Source organism: Chloroflexota bacterium, assembly GCA_023475225.1.
GTDB lineage: Bacteria > Chloroflexota > UBA6077 > FW602-bin22 > JAMCVK01 > JAMCVK01.
On sequence record JAMCVK010000043.1, the window covers coordinates 23467 to 43028 of the forward strand.

General features: G+C 53.3%; 17 protein-coding genes. 15 read left to right on the top strand and 2 right to left on the bottom strand.

The annotated features are described in order from the left end of the window. Positions 1–440 precede the first annotated feature (440 nt). The 15 genes from M1136_11105 (at position 441) to M1136_11175 (ending at position 18339) form a co-directional block, all read left to right on the top strand. Positions 441–773 carry a LysR family transcriptional regulator gene (locus M1136_11105; GenBank protein ID MCL5076174.1) on the top strand — a complete coding sequence of 111 codons (333 nt, stop codon included), beginning with the start codon at positions 441–443 and terminating at the stop codon, positions 771–773. A 94-nt stretch (positions 774–867) separates the two neighbouring features. Continuing rightward, on the top strand, positions 868–1788 hold the full coding sequence (locus M1136_11110) for a bifunctional enoyl-CoA hydratase/phosphate acetyltransferase (GenBank protein MCL5076175.1): 921 nt from the start codon (positions 868–870) through the stop codon (positions 1786–1788). Positions 1789–1792: 4 nt separating this feature from the next. Further along, the gene (locus M1136_11115) at positions 1793–2782 is read left to right on the top strand and encodes a sensor histidine kinase (protein MCL5076176.1); all 990 of its coding nucleotides are present in this window, start codon (positions 1793–1795) and stop codon (positions 2780–2782) included. Positions 2783–2796: 14 nt separating this feature from the next. After that, on the top strand, positions 2797–3462 hold the full coding sequence (locus tag M1136_11120; GenBank protein ID MCL5076177.1) for a response regulator transcription factor: 666 nt from the start codon (positions 2797–2799) through the stop codon (positions 3460–3462). Positions 3463–3626: 164 nt separating this feature from the next. Next, on the top strand, positions 3627–4436 hold the full coding sequence (locus tag M1136_11125; protein ID MCL5076178.1) for an enoyl-CoA hydratase/isomerase family protein: 810 nt from the start codon (positions 3627–3629) through the stop codon (positions 4434–4436). Positions 4437–4513: 77 nt separating this feature from the next. Next, positions 4514–6670, top strand: a complete 2157-nt coding sequence (locus M1136_11130; protein ID MCL5076179.1) for an acetate--CoA ligase family protein — start codon at positions 4514–4516, stop codon at positions 6668–6670. Positions 6671–6820: 150 nt separating this feature from the next. Beyond that, positions 6821–9085: an ABC transporter substrate-binding protein gene (locus tag M1136_11135; GenBank protein MCL5076180.1), complete on the top strand. Its 2265-nt coding sequence runs from the start codon at positions 6821–6823 to the stop codon at positions 9083–9085. 115 nt (positions 9086–9200) lie between these two features. After that, complete coding sequence (locus M1136_11140; protein ID MCL5076181.1) at positions 9201–11288, top strand: alkaline phosphatase family protein; 2088 nt, start codon at positions 9201–9203, stop codon at positions 11286–11288. A gap of 57 nt (positions 11289–11345) precedes the next feature. Further along, positions 11346–12266 (top strand): ABC transporter permease, encoded by a 921-nt coding sequence (locus tag M1136_11145; GenBank protein MCL5076182.1) that lies wholly within the window; start codon positions 11346–11348, stop codon positions 12264–12266. Between the two features lie 12 nt (positions 12267–12278). After that, complete coding sequence (locus M1136_11150) at positions 12279–13196, top strand: ABC transporter permease (protein ID MCL5076183.1); 918 nt, start codon at positions 12279–12281, stop codon at positions 13194–13196. Positions 13197–13261: 65 nt separating this feature from the next. Continuing rightward, positions 13262–14104 (top strand): 3-hydroxyacyl-CoA dehydrogenase NAD-binding domain-containing protein, encoded by an 843-nt coding sequence (locus M1136_11155; GenBank protein MCL5076184.1) that lies wholly within the window; start codon positions 13262–13264, stop codon positions 14102–14104. Positions 14105–14143: 39 nt separating this feature from the next. After that, complete coding sequence (locus M1136_11160; protein MCL5076185.1) at positions 14144–15325, top strand: thiolase family protein; 1182 nt, start codon at positions 14144–14146, stop codon at positions 15323–15325. 234 nt (positions 15326–15559) lie between these two features. Then, positions 15560–16459, top strand: a complete 900-nt coding sequence (locus M1136_11165) for a substrate-binding domain-containing protein (protein MCL5076186.1) — start codon at positions 15560–15562, stop codon at positions 16457–16459. Between the two features lie 30 nt (positions 16460–16489). After that, complete coding sequence (locus M1136_11170) at positions 16490–17188, top strand: ABC transporter permease (GenBank protein ID MCL5076187.1); 699 nt, start codon at positions 16490–16492, stop codon at positions 17186–17188. Continuing rightward, positions 17185–18339 carry an ABC transporter ATP-binding protein gene (locus M1136_11175; protein MCL5076188.1) on the top strand — a complete coding sequence of 385 codons (1155 nt, stop codon included), beginning with the start codon at positions 17185–17187 and terminating at the stop codon, positions 18337–18339. The genes M1136_11170 and M1136_11175 overlap by 4 nt, the downstream gene beginning before the upstream one ends. Before the next feature lie 285 nt (positions 18340–18624). Here M1136_11175 and M1136_11180 read toward each other — a convergent pair whose 3' ends face one another. After that, positions 18625–18999, bottom strand: a complete 375-nt coding sequence (locus tag M1136_11180; protein MCL5076189.1) for a rubrerythrin family protein — start codon at positions 18997–18999, stop codon at positions 18625–18627. A gap of 40 nt (positions 19000–19039) precedes the next feature. Continuing rightward, positions 19040–19450 (bottom strand): transcriptional repressor, encoded by a 411-nt coding sequence (locus M1136_11185; GenBank protein MCL5076190.1) that lies wholly within the window; start codon positions 19448–19450, stop codon positions 19040–19042. Positions 19451–19562 lie beyond the last annotated feature (112 nt).

Consider the following 19562-nt stretch of genomic DNA (forward strand, 5'->3'; position numbering starts at 1 on the left):
CTTCTGCACCAAATATGATATGCCATAGCAACAAGTGGCAATTTCATAGTAACACCAAAAAAAACATTGTCAACCTCAAGGCAAATATAGCATGCCATAGCGACAGATAGAGTCGTTTTTCGAGGGATCTTCACTGGTGAGAAGAAAAAGAGCGCCTTTTTTCGAATTGGTGCTCACCTTCATCGTTCTCATCTTGCAGGTGGTCAAGCTGCATGACAAGAAAGCGTTGACCCTTCCAATCGTATGGTGTTACTATTGCGCTGTCCAAGGGCTCAGATATTCGGGGGATTCGCGAACCGTCCCTCACTAGCCTACTTGCCGGAGAGGGCCATCCGGAAGAACATTTGGCCTGGACCTTCAATGTGACCGCTGACGTGAAGCCCGAAGCCGTCGCTGCCTCCTGGCTGGTAGTCCTGGCCCAAAGGGAGTAAAATTGGGCTATGGAACCACGGTCGAAGTTCTGGATAGAGAAGGATGGGGAGTTGGTCCTGAGCGACTGGCGGGTTGAGCTGCTCGAGGCCATCGAGGAGACAGGATCGCTGAGCCGAGCGGCGGAAAGGGTGGGTGTGGCTTACCGACGAGCCTGGGGCAAGATCAAGGAGATGGAGGGTAGGCTGGGGGTGAAGATGATTGTTGCCCAGAGCGGAGGGTTGGGGGGTGGAGGGACACACCTGACGCCTGAGGCCAAGGATTATATCCGTAGATACCGTCGCTTCCGGGCTGGACTTAAGAACATGGTGGATAAACGATTTGAAGAGGCCTTCGGACGATAGCCGTTCGCCCATACTCCCGCATTTTAGATAGACCAGTTCCCGTCCCTCCTCCATGGTAAGCTATTCCAAAAAGCCCTAGGGGGTGTAGCAACTGATGCAGAATAGGCCGAAAAATTTCGCTGAGATCATAGCTGAAGCCAGGAAATATGGCCCACGTACAGTGGCTGTAGCCGCGGCCCATGACGTGGAGGTGTTGAAGGGGATCAAGAATGCTGAGGCGCTGGGGTTGGTTGAGGGTATTCTTATCGGCGACAAGGCGAAGATAGTGGAAATAGCTGATGGAGTGGGATACGCTATTCCCCCAAGCCGCATCATTGATGAACCCAACACCCTAGAGGCCGGGCGCAAGGCGGTGGAGATGGTCGGCAGCCGAGAAGCGCATCTGCTAATGAAGGGGAAGACGAATACGGCTGAGCTGATTCGTCTTGTCTTGGATAGAGAGATGGGACTGCGAACTGGCCACCTCCTCAGCCAGGTCGTTGTCTTTGAGACACCTGGTTTTGATAGGCTCATGCTGCTGACGGATGCGGCCATTAATATCGCCCCATCCCTGGCTCAGAAGGCGGAAATCTGCCGCAATGCTATCGAGGTGGCTCAGGCCATTGGGATCAGCGAGCCGCGGGTGGCTATCCTGGCCGCTTTCGAGTTTGTCAATCCTGATATGCCGGCCACAGTTGATGCAGCGGCCCTGGTGCAGATGGCCCGGCGGGATCAGATTCAGGGGGCCATCATTGATGGTCCTTTAGCCCTCGATATCGCCGTCAGCTCAGCCGTTGCTGAACAGAAGGGGGTGCGTAGCCCGGTGGCTGGTGCTGCGGATATTTTCATCGCTCCTGATATCGAGGCAGCCAACATCTTCTATCGCTCACTGACCTACTTTGCTGGGGCCAGGTCTGGGGGTCTCGTCGTGGGGGCTGCTGTACCCCTGCTTATCCTCTCCAGGGCGGAGATGGCTGAGACCAAGGTTAACTCCATCGCTATCGCCCTCCTCCTGGCTAAGGCGATGGGACAATGAAAGAGTGAGCTCGATAGCTATGGTCATCCCCTCGTTACCTAAGGCCATTCTTTTAATCCTCTTATTGCTGGTGCTGGTGTGTGTTTATCTGCTAGTGCTGGGAGGTGCCGATCTCACCAGTCCGCTTGTTATTGCGTCCTTATTAGGTGTGATCCTACTTTCTTATCTAGTTGGCCGGCTGACTGCTGTTCAGAACCCCTTACACAGCCGTAGTGAACGTCAGCTGCAAGAAGATAAAGATATGGCTGGAGTGAAAGAGCCCGATGACTCTTATGATATGCTCTATATTTCCAGCCTCAGTTTGGGGGTAGAGCGTATCCTTCAGGCCAAGGAAGAGCTGAGACAAAAGATGCTCCAAATAGACCGGCTACAGGCGCTTCTATCTCGAGCCTATGAGGAAACAAAGAGGAAGATAGCACTTGATGTTCACGATGGACTCGCCCAGCTAGTCGTTTGTGCTCTCCAGGAGCTACGGGTGTTAGAGCGAAATTTCCCCTCCAGTCCAGACATGACCCTGCGAGTGCGACGGGTCGAGCATTTGCTTGATCAGGCTCGCACCGAGATGGAGCGGATCATCTTCGACCTGCATCCCCCCGGTCTGGATGGAGTAGGGTTGATCCCCGCCCTGGAAGAACACTTGAGACGTTACCAGGAAACTACTGGCCTTTGTTGCCATTTGCAGGTGGAAGGTCAGACCTCTTCCCTTGCACCAGATGTGGAACTGGGAATCTACCGTATAGTCCAGGAAGCGCTCCACAATGTAATGAAGCATGCTGAAGCCAGCAATGTTCGGGTTCTATTAACCTTTGGGACCCAGAGAGTCAGTGTTGTTGTGTGCGATGATGGCCAGGGTTTTGATGTGGAGAAGATAGCAGCGGCGCCTGGCGAGCATTTAGGTTTGCTCAGTATGAAGGAAAGAGCCAGGGACATTGGTGCAAGGCTGGAAGTGGAATCAGTACTTGGTCAGGGGACTAAGGTGATCGTTGAGAGGTGAGGAAGGCCGTAGTCATGGATCCAATCAGAATTCTTGTCGTTGATGACCATACGTTATTTCGCCAGGGACTGCTGGCCATTCTGGGCCCGTTTGAATCTATCGAGGTGGTTGGGGAGGCAGCAAATGGCTATGACGCACTGGCAAAGGCCCAGGAGTTGATGCCTGATGTCATCCTTATGGATATTCGCATGCCTAGTTGCGGCGGGCTCGAGGCGACAAAGATGATTAAGAGGGTGATGCCTTATATAAATATAATAATGCTTACTGTATCGGAGAAGGACGAAGATCTCTTCGCTTCCGTTAAAGACGGAGCGAAGGGTTATCTGCTGAAAAGCGTCTCAGCTGACGAGCTGGTCAAAGCGATCGAGCATGTGGTAATGGGTGAGGCCGTTGTTTCCCCTCTTATGGCTGTGAAGCTATTGGACGAGTTTGCAGTCATAGCCAAAAGGGAGCCTCAGCAAACTAAGATTACTGGTGCAGCTCTAACTGACCGTGAGCAGGAGGTCCTCCGTCTTTTATCCCAAGGAAAGACCAATAAAGAGATCGCCGAAACGCTGGTTATCGCCGAAAATACAGTTAAGACGCATTTACGCAATATCCTGGAGAAGTTGCATCTTCATAATCGCATTCAGGCCGTAGCTTACGCCCTTCAGGAGCTCTGGCCCTCCAGGGATGAATAGGGCTTAATCCCTTTAAAATACACCATCTAATCAAAATAGGCTATCCAAAAGATAGCCTATTTTTATCTCAAAAATCCATCTAAGTGAGGATAGCCGCTTTGGAAGCGCCAGAGTATAGTGTCTATGAGGGGCTGGCTGATCTATATCTTCAAGGAGAATAGCGCATGCAGTATCAAACGGTGATCTACGAGAGGAAGGAAAACGGTATAGCTAAGATCATTCTGAATCGTCCGCAGGCCTTGAATGCCCTGAGCCGCCAGCTGATGGACGAGCTGGCCAGCGCCCTGGATGAGGTGGAGAGGGATGATACAGTGCGAGCGGTGATCATCACCGGGGCTGGACGATCTTTCTCATCTGGTTTCGATCTTAAAGAGGAGGCTGACGAGGGAACGCTTCCTCCTGAGGTATGGCTAGAGCGCTTCCAAAAGGGCTTCGCTGTTTTCTATAAGATCTGGCAGATAGGCAAGCCCTTTATTGCTGCGGTGAACGGCTATAATCTGGCGGGATCACTGGAGCTTTCACTTCTCTGCGATATCACCATAGCTGCTGAAGATGCCAAGTTTGGTGCCCCAGAGATAAGGCATGCTTCCGGTCCTGGCCCCTGTTTTATGCCTTGGGTTGTTGGGATGAAAAGAGCGAAGGCGATGCTTCTCACTGGGGATACGATTGATGCCCAGGAGGCTCTGCGCATTGGGTTAGTAAATAAAGTGGTGCCAGTAGATAGATTACAAGAGGAAGCCGAGTCCTTGGCGGCGAACTTAGCTTTGATCTCCCCGGTGGCCATGCGCTTGAATAAAATGGCCATTAATCAAACTTACGAAATAATGGGGCTGAATAGCGCTATTGCCTTTAACCTGGTGATGAGCACCCTCGTTACGGCCACGGAGGAGTCACGGGAATCAGAAAGACAACGTCAGAGTATGGATCTCAAGTCCTTCTTCAAGCAACGAGATGCTCCCTTTCAAAAGAGATAGTGATCGGACACAATATGTACTATCTCGATTTGTCTGGTACGAAATAATCTTAATAGAGGGAGACGAATATCTTGGCTGTGCATCTGAATGGGCTCTTGCAACCCGAGTCCATCGCTGTTGTAGGAGCCTCCGAAAGGCCCGGTCCGGGCCACAGGATCGTTAAAAACCTTATGACTGTTGGCTTTCCTGGCGAGGTCTATCCTGTTAATCCAAAGTATAACCAGGTTCTTGGGCTGAAGTGTTTTCCCAGCATCAAGGATATTCCATCTGACGTTGACTGTTTAATCTCGGCTGTAGCCAGTCGTCATACGATGACCGTTCTAAAGGATGGGGCAGAAAAGGGAATCAGGGCGGCCATATTGTTGGCCAGCGGTTTTGCTGAGCTTGGTGAGGAGGGCAGAGCGCTTCAGCAGGCGGTCGAGGAATTCGCCAGACAAACTGACATAGCGGTCTGCGGCCCGAATTGTCTCGGAATTTTGAATATGCATTCCAGGATCGCCGCCTACAGCGGCCCGTTACCCGAGCGGCTTGTCGCTGGACAGCTTGGGGTAGTCTTTCAGAGTGGAGCCCTTGCCTGTACCCTCACTGGCGCATGTGATGAGAGGGGGATTGGCTTTAGTTATCTTATCTCGTCGGGGAATGAAGCGGGTATAGAGGCATCCCAGTACATCGAATATCTCATCAATGATCCAAATACGGCTGTCATCGCCAGCTATGTGGAGGGGTTCAAAGATGGAAGAAATTTTGTCCGAGTCGCTGAACTAGCTGCCCAGAAACAGAAACCAATCATAATGTTGAAGGCTGGACGATCCGAGAAGGGGAGAGGGGCCATCCTCGCTCATACCGGTGCTCTGGCTGGCTCTGAGTTGGTGCACCGCGCTGTTTTCAGGCAAAAGGGGATAATCACAGTCAGCGATCTTGATGAGCTCATCGAGAATGTTGAGCTATTTCTGAGAGCTCGTCGTCCCCACGGGGACGGTGTCAGTTTAATAACCATCTCTGGAGGCGAAACGTGTCTACTCTCCGATATAGCGGCCGATTTAGGACTGGAGTTGCCCGACCTATCCCCAGCAACTAAGGAAAAGCTGGCTAAAGTTTTACCCGCATTTGTTACTCTGCGTAATCCCCTGGATAGCACTGACCCCGGTCTCGTGGATAGGGATGTGGAGGCCTATACCCGGTGTCTCGAGGCTCTTGCTCAAGACGAGCACATCGGTGTGGTCATCATTTCTGAAGATGCCCGCAATGGCCTGCAAAAGAGTGCCGGAAGGAATCTAATCCTTCAGGATGCTGCTTCGGCTGCTGTCCGCGCGACGGCGACCACAGACAAGCCTGTCGTTGTCCTCTCGATGACCTCTGGCTTTTTGGATCAGATCGCCTTGGAGACCTTACATGCCAGCGGACTGCCTTTGTTACAAGGTGCCAGGGAAGGGTTGGGGGCGGTACGAAACTTGATCGAATACAGCCATTTTCTACAGCGACGTAGCTCATCTTCGGATACGCAGTCATTGCAGATTTCCGTAGATCTGGCGGCCATAAGATCCGAGCTGAGGGAATCAAAAGGGGTAATGGTGGAGCGAGAAAGTAAGGCCTTGCTTTCTCGGTACGGTATACCGGTGACAAGGGAGGGCCTGGCTACCTCAGTGGAGGAGGCCGTGGAGGTAGCTCGGAACCTGGGTTTCCCAGTAGCGTTGAAAGTTGAGTCGCCTGGTCTCACCCATAAGAGCGAGTCTGGGGCTATCGAACTCAATGTGCCTGATGTCCACGCCGTTGAGAGCAGTTATTGGAAAGTGCTAGAGAGCGCTCGGCGTTATGCCCCAGGGGCGGCGATCCATGGTGTTCTGGTACAGGAGATGGTACCGAAGGGCGTAGAGGTGATCGTGGGATTAAAGCAGGACCCGCACTTTGGGCCTGTTGTACTCTTCGGCCTGGGTGGAATCCTTGTAGAGGTGCTACGTGATTTCTCCCTGCGCCCGGCTCCCCTCGCCAGACGAGACGCTGAAGAGATGATCAGGGAGGTTAGGGGGTACAAGATTCTGGAAGGGGTGCGGGGGAGCCTGCCTGCTGATGTAGAAGGCATCATCGATGTCTTATTTCGCTTATCTCAGTTGGGAATAGATTTGCGAGATGAGGTGGCAGAAGTAGATATTAATCCTCTTTTAGTCCTGGAAGATGGCCTGGGTGTTAAGGTTGTAGATGCCCTGGTTGTCTTGAAAGAGTCGGGGAGATATTGACACCCCCAGAGAAAGGAGGTGGTAAATAGACCCGTCGTTAGTGTTAGATAGGGTGGCGGTCTATGGTGGACATCTGACCAACAGGTTAGTTTGTCCCGGAAGTGGAAGTGAGTATAGGGCAGTGGACAATTTCTGGGAAGGAGTAAGATAGTGAAAACGGTTATATCTTTGTCGATGGCTATTCTGCTTATGGCGTCGGTTTTAGTGGGGTGTGCTGCACCAGTGGCGGCTCCAACGGCTACCCCAGCTCCCCCCGGTGTAACGCCAGTCGCAGCGACACCCAAGCCTGGTGGGACATTAACGGTAGTCAGTGCGGCTGATTTCACGAACATGGACCCTGGCACTACGACTGACTCGGCATCGGTAGCAGCTAGAACAAACATCTATGATGGCCTGGTCGACTGGGATACAAAGATGCAGGTCATACCTGGTTTGGCGGAATCGTGGAAACTTTCTGCCGATGGTACCACCTATACTTTTCATCTCAGACGCGGGGTCAAGTTTCAGGACGGAACACCATTCAATGCTGCGGCCGTGGAGTTCAGTCTGAATAGGGTCATCAAAGGAGAAGGGGTCTTCCCGGCCAAAATAGCCTTGTCGTTCCTCTCCGGCGTGAAGGTAATTGATGACTACACCGTAGAGGTAGCAAGCGCCGGTCCCTACGCCCCGATGCTGCCGATGTTGGCCTCTGGTCCGGCCTCTATCGTCAGTCCGGAGGCTGTAAAGAAGGAAGGGAAGGATTTTGGGTTGCGCCCAGTAGGAACTGGTCCGTTCAAGTTTGTGGAGTGGATGAGGGGTGATCATCTTACTTTGGAGAAGAACCCTGCTTACTGGCAAGGAGCACCTAAAGTCGACAAGGTTATTCTGCTTATGGCGTCGGTTTTAGTGGGGTGTGCTGCACCAGTGGCGGCTCCAACGGCTACCCCAGCTCCCCCCGGTGTAACGCCAGTCGCAGCGACACCCAAGCCTGGTGGGACATTAACGGTAGTCAGTGCGGCTGATTTCACGAACATGGACCCTGGCACTACGACTGACTCGGCATCGGTAGCAGCTAGAACAAACATCTATGATGGCCTGGTCGACTGGGATACAAAGATGCAGGTCATACCTGGTTTGGCGGAATCGTGGAAACTTTCTGCCGATGGTACCACCTATACTTTTCATCTCAGACGCGGGGTCAAGTTTCAGGACGGAACACCATTCAATGCTGCGGCCGTGGAGTTCAGTCTGAATAGGGTCATCAAAGGAGAAGGGGTCTTCCCGGCCAAAATAGCCTTGTCGTTCCTCTCCGGCGTGAAGGTAATTGATGACTACACCGTAGAGGTAGCAAGCGCCGGTCCCTACGCCCCGATGCTGCCGATGTTGGCCTCTGGTCCGGCCTCTATCGTCAGTCCGGAGGCTGTAAAGAAGGAAGGGAAGGATTTTGGGTTGCGCCCAGTAGGAACTGGTCCGTTCAAGTTTGTGGAGTGGATGAGGGGTGATCATCTTACTTTGGAGAAGAACCCTGCTTACTGGCAAGGAGCACCTAAAGTCGACAAGGTCATCTACAGGATCGTTCCAGAAGCGGCGGCCAGGGTAACGATGTTACGTACTGGAGAGGGCGACGTGGTGGAGAACGTGCCACCCCTGGAGGTCGATAGCTTCAAGGATAGCAAAACAGTCAACATCATCAAAACGGTAAGTGCTCGCACCATGTGGTTCAGGCTAAATATGACCAAAAAACCCTTCGATAACAAGCTGGTGAGACAGGCGATCAACTATGCCGTGGATAAGAAAAAGATTATTGACACAATATTGCGAGGAACAGCTGTCCCCGCCGATGCGCCCATGGCTCCGGCTGATTTTGGCTATGTTGGGTCAAAGGTGTATGACTTCAATCCTGATAAGGCCAAGCAGCTGCTCAAGGAAGCAAACTTCGACTTTGCCACCAAGCTCGTTATGTGGGCTCCTGAGGGTAGGTATGTAATGGGCAGGGAGGTATGCGAAGCTACCCAGGCCCAGCTGCAAAACCTTGGCCTAAATGTTGAACTGAAGGTCTGGGGAGATTTTCCAGCTTACATGAAGGCCTTGGATAGTCTTGAGTTTGATCTCCAGTACGATGGTTGGTATCCCAACGTCACAGACGCTGATTCGGCTCTGTATCAGGTGTTCAATGGCAAGTACGCTGGCCAGGCATTCAACCGTACCAAGTATAATAATCCCCGCGTAAACGAGCTCCTTGAGAAAGGGAGGACGACTATCGACCCCAAAGCCCGCGAGGAGATATACAAGGAAGTCCAAAAAATCATCATGGATGATGCGCCTTCTCTATTTATGTTCTACCCGACGATCTTCACGGGCACAAGCAGCCGCGTGCGAGGAGTGAATGTTCTGCCTATAGAACGCATCATTGTCAAGAACGCCTGGCTCGAATAACATTGCTCAAGCATCAGTAGCACCGCATCGCTGCCCGATGCTTGCCATCGGGCAGCGATGCGGCTAATACAGGCACATCGAATTTAAGGGATAGTTATTACTCAGGAGGGTAGTTGTGCAAAGAGCAAAGGGTAAAAAGGTCATCTTTATCGGTATAGATGGTCTGATGCCAGAAATGGTGGAGAGATTCGCGCAGGAAGGGAGCATACCAGCCATGGCCAGGTTGATGGGGGAGGGCGTCTTCTCGCCAATGTACTCCTCCCCACCGGTGGATACGCCCACCAACTGGACCAGCCTGGCCACTGGTGCCTGGACAGGGACGCACGGCATAAATTCCTTTGGGTTACACCTTAGCGGTGAGCCCTTTGGGCGAATCCATATGCTGGAGGAGAACATCTTTCCTCGCTTCCCCGGCATCGCCGAGGACGATATCAGTGAGCTCTGTAGAGCGGAGTACATCTGGCAGGCGGCGGAACGGGCGGGGAAGAGGTGTATCCTGGTCAACTATCCGGGCGGTTGGCCGCCCAGCATCAAGGAGGGGATCGTCGTTGATGGTTCTGGCCCCTACTCCTCTGTTCTCTCCAGGCTGAGTCATGCCAATCGCTACATAGCTGGAGGGGACAATGATCCCGCCTCCATTTCTCTGAGCTCTGCTTCGGTTGGTATGGCGGGCAATTTGCGTGGTCCCATCCCACTCACCTTTGCTCCGGCGGCAGGCTGGCGCAATTTGCCCTCTTCCAATCCCCCACCCCTGGAGGGAGAGCTTGTTTTGCCCCGCTCGGTGGGGTTCAGGATGGCCGGGGGACGTTGGGTGGTGGGAGATTCCAGTGAGACTCTATCCTATCATCTTCTGCTGCTGGGCTCCGCGGCTGATGGTTACGATCAGCTGCTTGTCTCCAAGGAGAGGGATGCTGGGCGTGCCCCTTGTGTCTTGAGGGTGGGGGAGTGGAGCCCCTGGCTCTCTGAGGAGTTCCAGTCGCCCTACGGGCCGGTACGGGGCAAGTTCAAGTTATATCTTGAGGAGTTATCGTCTGACGGGCGGAGGGTGAATTTAGAGCGGACAGTTATCTTTAATTCCCAAGGCTGGGCCTATCCGCAGGAGGTAGCGGATGAGCTGATTGAGGCGCTATTGCCGTTAGAGAGGGAAGAGCAGCTCACGGGAGAGGAGGAGCTCACACAGGCAGTGCCAGTCGTTTGCCCGGTGTTTGAGCCAACGTCTGTCCCACATCAGGCGATAGGCATCGCCGCCATGACACGCTATCTGGCCGAGAAATATCCCTGGGACCTCCTGTTTGTGCAGATCCACGCTCCGGATCGACTCAATCATGATATCCTTAATGGACTGTGCCCAGACTGGGTTCTCTACGATGCCTCAAAAGAGGAGGAGTGCTGGGAAAGATTCCGGCAAGAATATCGTGTTCTGGATATGATGGTAGGCGATATTGTAGACCATTGTGCCGATGAGAACACGGTCGTCGTGGTTGTCTCTGATCACGGGGGGATACCATGCACAAAGATGGTATGGTTGGGACAGGCGCTAATGCGAGCTGGTCTCCTGACGTACAGGAAAGATCCGCAAACAGGATATCTGGTGATTGATTGGGCCAAGACAAAGGTGGTTCTTGGTGATCATCCACTGGCTCAGAACATCTGGGTAAACTTGAAAGGTAGAGATCCCTATGGCATCGTTGAACCTGGAGAAGAATATGAGCGGGTGTGCAGCGAGGTCATCAAGACGCTGTACGCCGTGAAGGACCCCGAGACGGACGAGTGCCCAATCGCCTTGTGCCTGCGCAGGGAGGAGGCAGGCATTCTGGGGCAGTGGGGGGATAGGGTTGGGGACATAATATATTATTTCCGGCCAGGGTATACGAATAAATTGGCCATTATTAGCACAGGTCCCGTAGACCCAGCTCTGATACCAGTAAGCGGATTTGAGACAGTAACGGGCGGTATAAAGACGACCTCTTCCCGTGGTGTGCCTATCCAGGGGATCCATGTCTCCTATTTGCCGGGGGCAAAGCACTGTGGCTGCTCTGTCCAAGGAACTATGATCATAGCTGGCCCTGGCATCAGGAAGGGAGCCAGATGTGCCGTTCCCCCCTGGACTGTAGATATCGTGCCTATGCTAGCTCATTTGCTTGGATTCCAGCCCCCAAGACAGTCAGAGGGAAAGGTGCTCAGCAGTATATTAGTTGATTGACCTTCAGACCAGGGTGCCTCACTGTATGGATCCAGCGCGTGAAAGTGACCATCAAAAATGAGCCGCTATATTATTACCAGATTATTGTTGTTAGTGCCCATACTTTTGGGCGTTTCCATCGTAATATTCATCTTAGTGCGCCTTGTTCCTGGCGACGTAGCCAGAATTTATGCCGGATTAGACGCCACTGATGAGCAGGTGGCTGCTATTCGTCACCAGCTCGGCCTGGACAAACCACTCGTTGTACAATATTTGATCTATTTAAACGCCGTGTTGCACGGTGATCTGGGACGATCGGTCTATTCACGCGCCCCGGTAGTGATGGAGGTCATGGCTCGCTACCCGGCTACTGTGCAGCTGGCGGTAACCAGCATGTGTCTGGCGGTCACCCTTGGACTCTTCTTGGGCATCATCGCGGCCATACGACGGAATACCATCCTTGATAATCTATGCAGTATAGTTTCGGTTACAGGTATATCTATGCCCGCCTTCTGGTTTGGGCTGATGTTGATGCTCGTCTTCTGCGAACAACTCCGCTGGTTTCCTTCAGCTGGGGCCGGCAGTTGGAAGAACCTCGTTTTACCAGCGATAACCCTCAGCACATACACCACGGCCATAGTGGCGCGTATGACCAGGGCAACTCTAATTGATGTGCTGGGACAGGAATTTATCCGTACGGCCAGGGCGAAGGGCTTAAGAGAGAGGCTAGTTGTTTACCGCCACGCTCTAAAAAATGCCTTGATTCCTGTCGTGACCATGGTTGGCCTGCAGGTTGGTTTCCTTTTAGGCGGGGCCGTGATTGTAGAGACTGTTTTCGCCTATCCAGGGCTGGGCAGACTGATGGTAGATTCGATCAAGAACAGAGATTTTCCCATCGTTCAGGGAGGCGTTCTTCTGATGGCCACTACCTTTGTGCTTGTTAATCTTGTGGTTGATTTACTTTACGCCTACCTGGATCCAAGGATACGTTATCGCTGAGAATCTGAGAAAATGATGGAAGGATCAGCAGCGAAATTGGAGACCGATCTAACGAAGTTTTCCTCCCTGTCCTCGGAAATGAAGCCGGTCCGCAGGGCGAGAGCAGTATTCCTGAAGAGATTGCTGAAAAACCGCACGGCTATCCTGGGATGTATTCTGTTAAGTGCGATCATACTTACGGCCATTTTTGCTCCCTATCTAGCTCCTTACAACCCCATACGGCAGAATCTTGATGAGGCCTTGCAAATGCCCAGTGGCAAGCATTTACTGGGTACAGATGAATTCGGCCGAGATATCCTGAGTAGAATAATTTATGGCTCCCGCATCTCACTTTCTGTGGCTGTTGCCGGGGTAGTATTAGCCCTGGTCATTGGTGTTCCTTTGGGATTGATGGCTGGTTATTGTGGAACATTAGTCGACAATCTGATTATGCGGTCAACTGATGTATTGTTAGCTTTTCCAGGGTTGCTCCTGGCCATAGCTATCACGGCCGCACTAGGGGTTGGGCTTATTCCCGTATGCATTGCGGTTAGCATCGTGTCGGTTCCGGCCTATGTCCGGCTGATGCGCGCCTCGGTCTTGGTGACCAAGGAATTAGATTTTGTGCAGGCCGCCCGCGTATTGGGCGCTACTGGTATGCGGATTTTGGTTAAGCATATCCTGCCTAATTCCTGGACACCAATCATCGTGCAAGCAAGCCTGAACAGCGCTACAGCGATATTGACCGTTTCTGGGCTCAGTTTTTTGGGTCTTGGGGCACAACCCCCCACTCCGGAATGGGGGGCTATGCTGAGCACGGGGCGTGCCTATCTGCGCATAGCTCCTCAAATAGCTACTTTTCCTGGCATAGCCATCATGATTGCTGTGCTTGGACTCAATCTGGTCGGAGATGGACTGCGGGATGCCCTCGATGTGCGGATGAAGCTATGAGAAGGTTCGAGGGACTCAGAAGCGGCTCGGCGCGTTTTAGGGAAAGGAGATTATAACCGATGGAGATCAGGCATATTCTTATAATTGGAGCCGGCCAAATGGGTGGGGGTATCGCCCAGGTGGTCGCCCAGGCAGGGTACAAAACGACGTTGACTGATACGAGAGAAGAGCTGTCCCAGCGGGCCTTGTCCATCATCAGCGAAAACTTGCAGCGTATGGTGGATAAAGGAAAGATCCCTGCTGAGGTTAAAGAGGCCGCTTTGACCAGGATCACCCCATCGGCCGGCCTGGATGCCGCAGCTACAGCTGACATAGTTATAGAGGCTGTTTTTGAGAACCTGGAACTCAAAAAGGAGGTATTTGGGAAGTTAGATGCCCTGTGTCCACCGCATACGATTTTGGCCTCTAACACTTCTTCTCTGTCGATCACAGCCATAGCCGCGGCGACGAAGCGACCAGATAAGGTGGTCGGCATGCACTTTTTTAACCCAGCACCGGTTATGCGCTTGGTGGAGGTGATTCCGGGCCAATGTACCTCAGACGAGACGGTAGAACATCTTAAGGATCTGTCCATGGCGCTGGGTAAGACGCCAGTAGTGGCTGTGGACTATCCTGGTTTTATTGTCAGCCGCATTATAGATGTAATGATGAACGAAGCGGTCTACTGTGTCATGGATGGTAATACCCCTGAGGCGGTGGACACGGCCATGACTTTGGGCTGTAATCATCCCATTGGCCCCCTGGCCTTGATCGATTTGATCGGAGCGGATATCTTATTAAACGTTATGGAGGTGCTTGAAAAAGAGCTAGGGGATAAATACCGTCCTGCTCCGCTCCTACGTCGCATGGTCCGGGCTGGTCATCTTGGCCGGAAGACGGGTAGAGGATTTTACAATTACAGCAAGTAGTCCATTCAAAGTGGTATTAATCTACATTGGAGGCAGGAAATGGTGGATGTTGTCCTCGTTGGTGGAGTACGAACACCTATAGGTAGGTTCGGTGGTTCGTTCAAGGATCTTTCGGCCAGAGAATTGGGGGCTATCGCTATCAGGGCGGTCGTAGAGAGGACTGGCGTACCAAAGGAGGAGATCGATGAGGTGATCTTTGGCTGCGTAGGGCAGATAGCAGAGGATGCCTTCATTGCCAGGACTTGCGCTGTTTATGCGGGATTGCCTGTCACCGTCCCGGCCTATACAGTGAATCGCCTTTGTAGCTCTGGATTGCAAGCGATCGTCAGCGCCGCAGAAAAGATCCGGGCCGGTGAGGCTGAGGTCATCGTGGCTGGCGGTGTTGAGCATATGAGTGGGGTACCTTTCTACTTGAGAGAGGCTCGCTGGGGCTATCGTCTGGGCAATGCTGTCCTTGAGGATGGTTTGGTTACCCTTCTCAGTGATCCCTTCCAAAGATACCATATGGGTATGACCGCAGAGAATGTGGCTGAACGATTTGGTGTCTCACGTGAGGATCAGGATCGCTTTGCTTTGGGGAGCCAACAGAAGGCTGTCAGCGCCATCCAGGAAGGTCGGTTTAAGGATCAAATTGTCGCGGTGGAGATCAAGGAAAAGAAGGAAGCTAGAATCGTAGATACCGATGAGCATCCCAGACCCGAAACTACCTTAGAGAGACTGGCTGCTCTAAAGCCGGCTTTTAAGGAGCAGGGGGGCACTGTTACAGCCGGCAACTCTTCAGGCATAAATGACGCCGCGGCGGCGGCGGTGGTGATGTCTTCCAGTAAGGCTGCTAGGTTGGGACTTAAGCCGCAAGTGATTATTAAAGCCTCAAGCGCAGTCGCAATTGAACCGGAGATCATGGGCATAGCACCTGTGCCGGCCACACGAAAGGTCTTAGCCAAGGTTGGGCTCAGCCTTGACGATATCGATTTGATCGAACTGAACGAGGCGTTTGCGGCCCAGGCAGTAGAGGTTATGAGACAGTTAGATATTGATCCCGATAAGCTCAATGTTAATGGTGGGGCCATCGCTCTCGGGCATCCCGTCGGCGCCACTGGCTGTATTCTGACGGTTAAGCTGATCTACGAGATGCAAAGAAGAAGGGCCAGGTATGGATTGGTAACGCTATGTGTCGGCGGTGGACAGGGGCTGGCTACCATCTTCGAGAATGTCACTTAGGGAGGCAGGTGAGATGGTTGAGCAACGGGGGTTCCCAGGGGGCGCAGCCTGATAAGGGTCTTTCGGATGTGCCCTCCCTCTGTAGGAAAAAGCCCGAAGTAGGGGCTCCGCAGGGTCGCCCCTACGAACCTCTCCAGGTGTAGCTTGATTTTTTGGCCATCGTTATGCTAAAATTATCCTAACCATCGATGTACCTCTCATCGATGTACTTTTCCATAAGGAGACGTGAATAAAATGCGAAGGTTCGTCGTTCTCTCGTCGGTCCTGATCATAACATTGTCCTTGCTGGTCGGTTGCAGCCTGGCCTCATCGCTACCCTCAGCCGCACCAGGAACGACACCAGGCGCGCCGTCTACTTCAGCAGCGCCTGTCAACAAGGAAGTCATTCTGGCGACTACCACCAGCACCATGGATTCAGGGCTGCTGGATGTTTTGGTGCCTGATTTCGAAAAGAGGACAGGCTATGTGCTGAAGCCCCTTTCCCTGGGTACTGGTCAGGCCTTGGCCGTCGCGGCCAGGGGGGAGGCCGATGTAGTATTAGTGCATGCTCCGGTGTTGGAGAAGAAGTTTATGGCCGATGGACATGGGATCAACCGCCGTCTGGTGATGCACAATGACTTCGTCATCGTTGGCCCACCTGCTGACCCGGCCAAAATAAAGGGGAGTAAGATGGCTATCGAGGCATTCCAGAAAATAGCCGAGCACAAAAACATCTTCATCTCTCGGGGCGATAACTCCGGTACCGATACGCTGGAGAAGAGTCTCTGGAAGAAGGCCGGCATACAACCGTCGGGGCAGTGGTACCAGGAGGCCGGCCAGGGCATGGGGGCGACGCTGAACATCGCCTCCGAGAAAGATGGCTATACCCTTACCGATCGGGCCACCCTTCTGGCCCTCAAGAGGACGCTTCGTCTGGAAATCTTAGTGGAGAAAGAGCCAGCTCTGCTTAATATCTACCACGTCATCGAGGTTGATCCTCAAAAGCACCCTCAGGTGAACCACGTCGGGGGTAAGTCCTTCGCTGATTATATGGTTTCTAAAGAAGCTCAGGAGATTGTCAGGAACTTCGGTGTGGACAAATATGGCCAGCCCCTCTTCTTCCCTGATGCCGGGAAGAAGGAACCGGTCAGTTAAGCAAGAGGTCTTTATCGGGGAGGTTGAGCTATGGATCTGATTTGGGAGGGTATTCAGCAGGCCATCTTATTGATGTTGCACCGGGATGCAGAAATGATTCGCGTCACCCTCCTCTCCATCCAGGTATCAGGGGTGGCCACACTGATTAGCGTGCTTGTGGGCGTACCATTGGGCACTTACCTGGCCTTAGCCTCGTTTCGGGGGCGGGGCTTTTTCCTGACCCTGGTTAATACCGGCATGGGACTACCGCCGGTGGTAGTGGGGCTCTTCGTCAGCATAATGCTCTGGCGCAGCGGTCCCTTCGGTTTTCTGCATCTCCTTTACACGCCGGCGGCGATGGTGGTCGCTCAGGGGATCATCGCCTCACCCATCGTCACTGGCATCACCACGGCGGCCATCGGACAGATCAATCCCAGGCTACGGCTACAGATGCTAGGATTAGGGGCCTCATACTGGCAGCTCCTTTGGGTTCTCCTGCGAGAGGCCAGGCTACCCTTACTGGCCGCGGTGATGGCCGGTTTTGGAGGGGTGATATCGGAGATCGGAGCCTCGCTGATGGTGGGAGGAAACGTCATGGGACAAACCAGGGTGCTCACTACGGCCACGGCGATGGAGACAGGGCGGGGCAATTTTGGGATGGCTATCGCCCTCTCAATTATTCTGCTGCTCCTGGCTTATACGGTTAATATGGCTCTTACCATTATCCAGCAGCGTAATAGGTTGCCGTGAGAGAATCTATCCTTGAGATCAAGACTGTGCAGGTGAGGTATGGTAACCAGACAGTGCTGGATATCCCTCACCTGAGCATCAAACGGGGAGAGATTCTGTCCATTATTGGACCAAACGGCTCCGGTAAAAGCACGCTCCTACGGGTTTTGGCTCTGCTGGAACGTCCTAGCGTTGGAGAGATAATCTTCGATGGCCAGCCTGTCCATCCCCACAGTGATTTCCTTGCCCTTCGCCGGCGCCTGGCCATCGTTTTCCAGGAGGCTCTACTGCGCGATACTTCTGTTTTCAATAACGTGGCCACAGGGCTGCACTTCCGCGGGGTATCCCGAGAGGCGACGAGAGAAAAGGTACAGCAGTGGCTGGAACGGCTGGGGATAGCCCATTTGCAGCGGCGTTCGGCGCGCACCCTCTCTGGTGGCGAGGCCCAGCGGGTCAGCCTGGCCAGAGCCCTCGTCTTAGAGCCTGAGATCCTCTTGCTAGACGAGCCCTTTGGAGGCCTGGATTCCCCTAGTAAAGGCTCCTTGATCGGCGATTTAGATCGTATCCTGGCGGAGACGAGGATGACGGTCATCTTTGTCACGCATGACCGAACGGAGGCGCTCATGTTGGGGGATAGGATAGCGGTCGTGATGGATGGCCGAATCCTCCAGCTGGATACACCCCAGAAGGTCTTCACCTCACCGGCTGATGAAGCGGTAGCCGCTTTTGTTGGTGTGGAGACGATCCTCCCGGGTTGTGTCCGTGTGCAGAAGGATGGGTTGGCTGGTGTGGAGATAGGAGATAAGAGGATTGAGGTTGTTGGGGAGTACCTTATTGGGGAACATGTGCTGGTCTGTTTGAGGCCGGAAGACGTCATCATCGCCCCCAGCGACGATCAGCCCTCTCGCTCAAGCATGCGCAATAACCTAAGGGGAGTGGTGCGGAGGATCACACCGTTGGGGTCCCAATTTCGGGTGGAGGTCGATTGCGGTTTCCCTATCGTGGCCCTGATCACTAAGCAGTCCTTCATCGACCTATCTCTGGCTGAGGGGAGGTCGGTTCTTGTCTCCTTCAAGGCCAGCGCTGCGCACGTTATTCGCAAAGGACTGGGACACTCCCCATTTTGGACAGATACCACGACTATCTCCTCGCCCGTAGGGACTCTAATGTAAGGGGTGGATGTTTTTTTACCCTCACCCCCTGACCCCTCTCCCATCCTTCCCGGACGGGAAGGACGGGAGAGGGGGAAGAGTAGGGGCGACCGGCCGGTCGCCCCTACTAGGTCGAAGACTCTTCGAGTCGGAGCCCTATCCTTCTGTGGAAGGACTCCTTGGAGTCCTTCCACAGAAGGGCCCCTTGACCTCCCCAGTGCCCCTGCGGGAGAAGGGGGGATAGGTCTAGGGTGTATCCCGATTCACCCCAAGATGTAGCGCGGGGGCTTGTCCCCCGCTTGCCGTTTACTTGAAATGTCGGGCGAGGATGCCTTCCAGAATGTGGGCGTGGCGGTCCTCGTCATGGGCGGCCGTATCGAACCAGGAGCCGACCTCCTTCTTGTCTCGCTCCAGGGCGGCCTTCATACCGTCGTGTTTGCCGGTATAGGCCTTTCTCTCCCCCTCAAGCATCTTGGTGATTTCGGCTTTGAGGTCGCCAATCCGTCCATCCAGGTAGAGGAAGCGCGCCCCGTGGTTGGCTTCGTCCCAGGCGATGCGGCGCAGAGCTTCGGCCACCTCTCCAAGCCCCTCGGCATCGGCCTTGTAGGCCATAGCCAGGTAGTGGGTCACTTCCCAGGTCTCACCATCGATGTTCTTTTGCACATACTCCTCTAATGACATTGTTAACCCTCCTTGAAAATTTATTTAGGACTAAGGCAGCCTATTGGGCTGTCCTGTCTTTGCCTTGAGTACTGAGACAATCTTTGCAGGTTCCGTAGAACATAAGAACGTGTTCACCGACTTTATGCCCACTGATCTGTTCAGCCTCCGCCTCCAGTTCACGGTGAGGGGGGAGGGGAACATCGTACACCCGTTCACAGGTAAGGCAGACGAAGTGATAGTGCAGCTTCACGTTAGCATCGTAGCGGCTCTCAGGGTGACGGGTATCAAGGCGCTGCACCTGTCCTTCTCTGCTGAGCAGCTCTAGATTACGATACACTGTTCCCAGGCTGATGCTGGGGATCTCCTGACGGACCTGTTCGTATACCCAGATGGCTGGAGGGTGCGTTGTAGTTCCCCTTAGCACTCTAAGTAGGCATTGTTTTTGTTTTGTGTTTCGATACCTTTTCACTATTCGTCCCCTTATTAATAATGATAACAGATATTATTATTTTTGTCAAGGGCCAAAATAATAGGATTATCTTGCGCATATCCTATCAGGGAGGGCTTGATATGAAAATACC

Excerpts from the sequence above, each read along its gene's own strand:
- M1136_11105 (MCL5076174.1), top strand. The coding sequence starts at position 441 with ATGGAACCACGGTCGAAGTTCTGGATAGAGAAGGATGGGGAGTTGGTC.
- M1136_11110 (MCL5076175.1), top strand. The coding sequence starts at position 868 with ATGCAGAATAGGCCGAAAAATTTCGCTGAGATCATAGCTGAAGCCAGG.
- M1136_11120 (MCL5076177.1), top strand. The coding sequence starts at position 2,797 with ATGGATCCAATCAGAATTCTTGTCGTTGATGACCATACGTTATTTCGC.
- M1136_11125 (MCL5076178.1), top strand. The coding sequence starts at position 3,627 with ATGCAGTATCAAACGGTGATCTACGAGAGGAAGGAAAACGGTATAGCT.
- M1136_11145 (MCL5076182.1), top strand. The coding sequence starts at position 11,346 with ATGAGCCGCTATATTATTACCAGATTATTGTTGTTAGTGCCCATACTT.
- M1136_11150 (MCL5076183.1), top strand. The coding sequence starts at position 12,279 with ATGATGGAAGGATCAGCAGCGAAATTGGAGACCGATCTAACGAAGTTT.
- M1136_11160 (MCL5076185.1), top strand. The coding sequence starts at position 14,144 with ATGGTGGATGTTGTCCTCGTTGGTGGAGTACGAACACCTATAGGTAGG.
- M1136_11165 (MCL5076186.1), top strand. The coding sequence starts at position 15,560 with ATGCGAAGGTTCGTCGTTCTCTCGTCGGTCCTGATCATAACATTGTCC.
- M1136_11170 (MCL5076187.1), top strand. The coding sequence starts at position 16,490 with ATGGATCTGATTTGGGAGGGTATTCAGCAGGCCATCTTATTGATGTTG.
- M1136_11180 (MCL5076189.1), bottom strand. The coding sequence starts at position 18,999 with ATGTCATTAGAGGAGTATGTGCAAAAGAACATCGATGGTGAGACCTGG.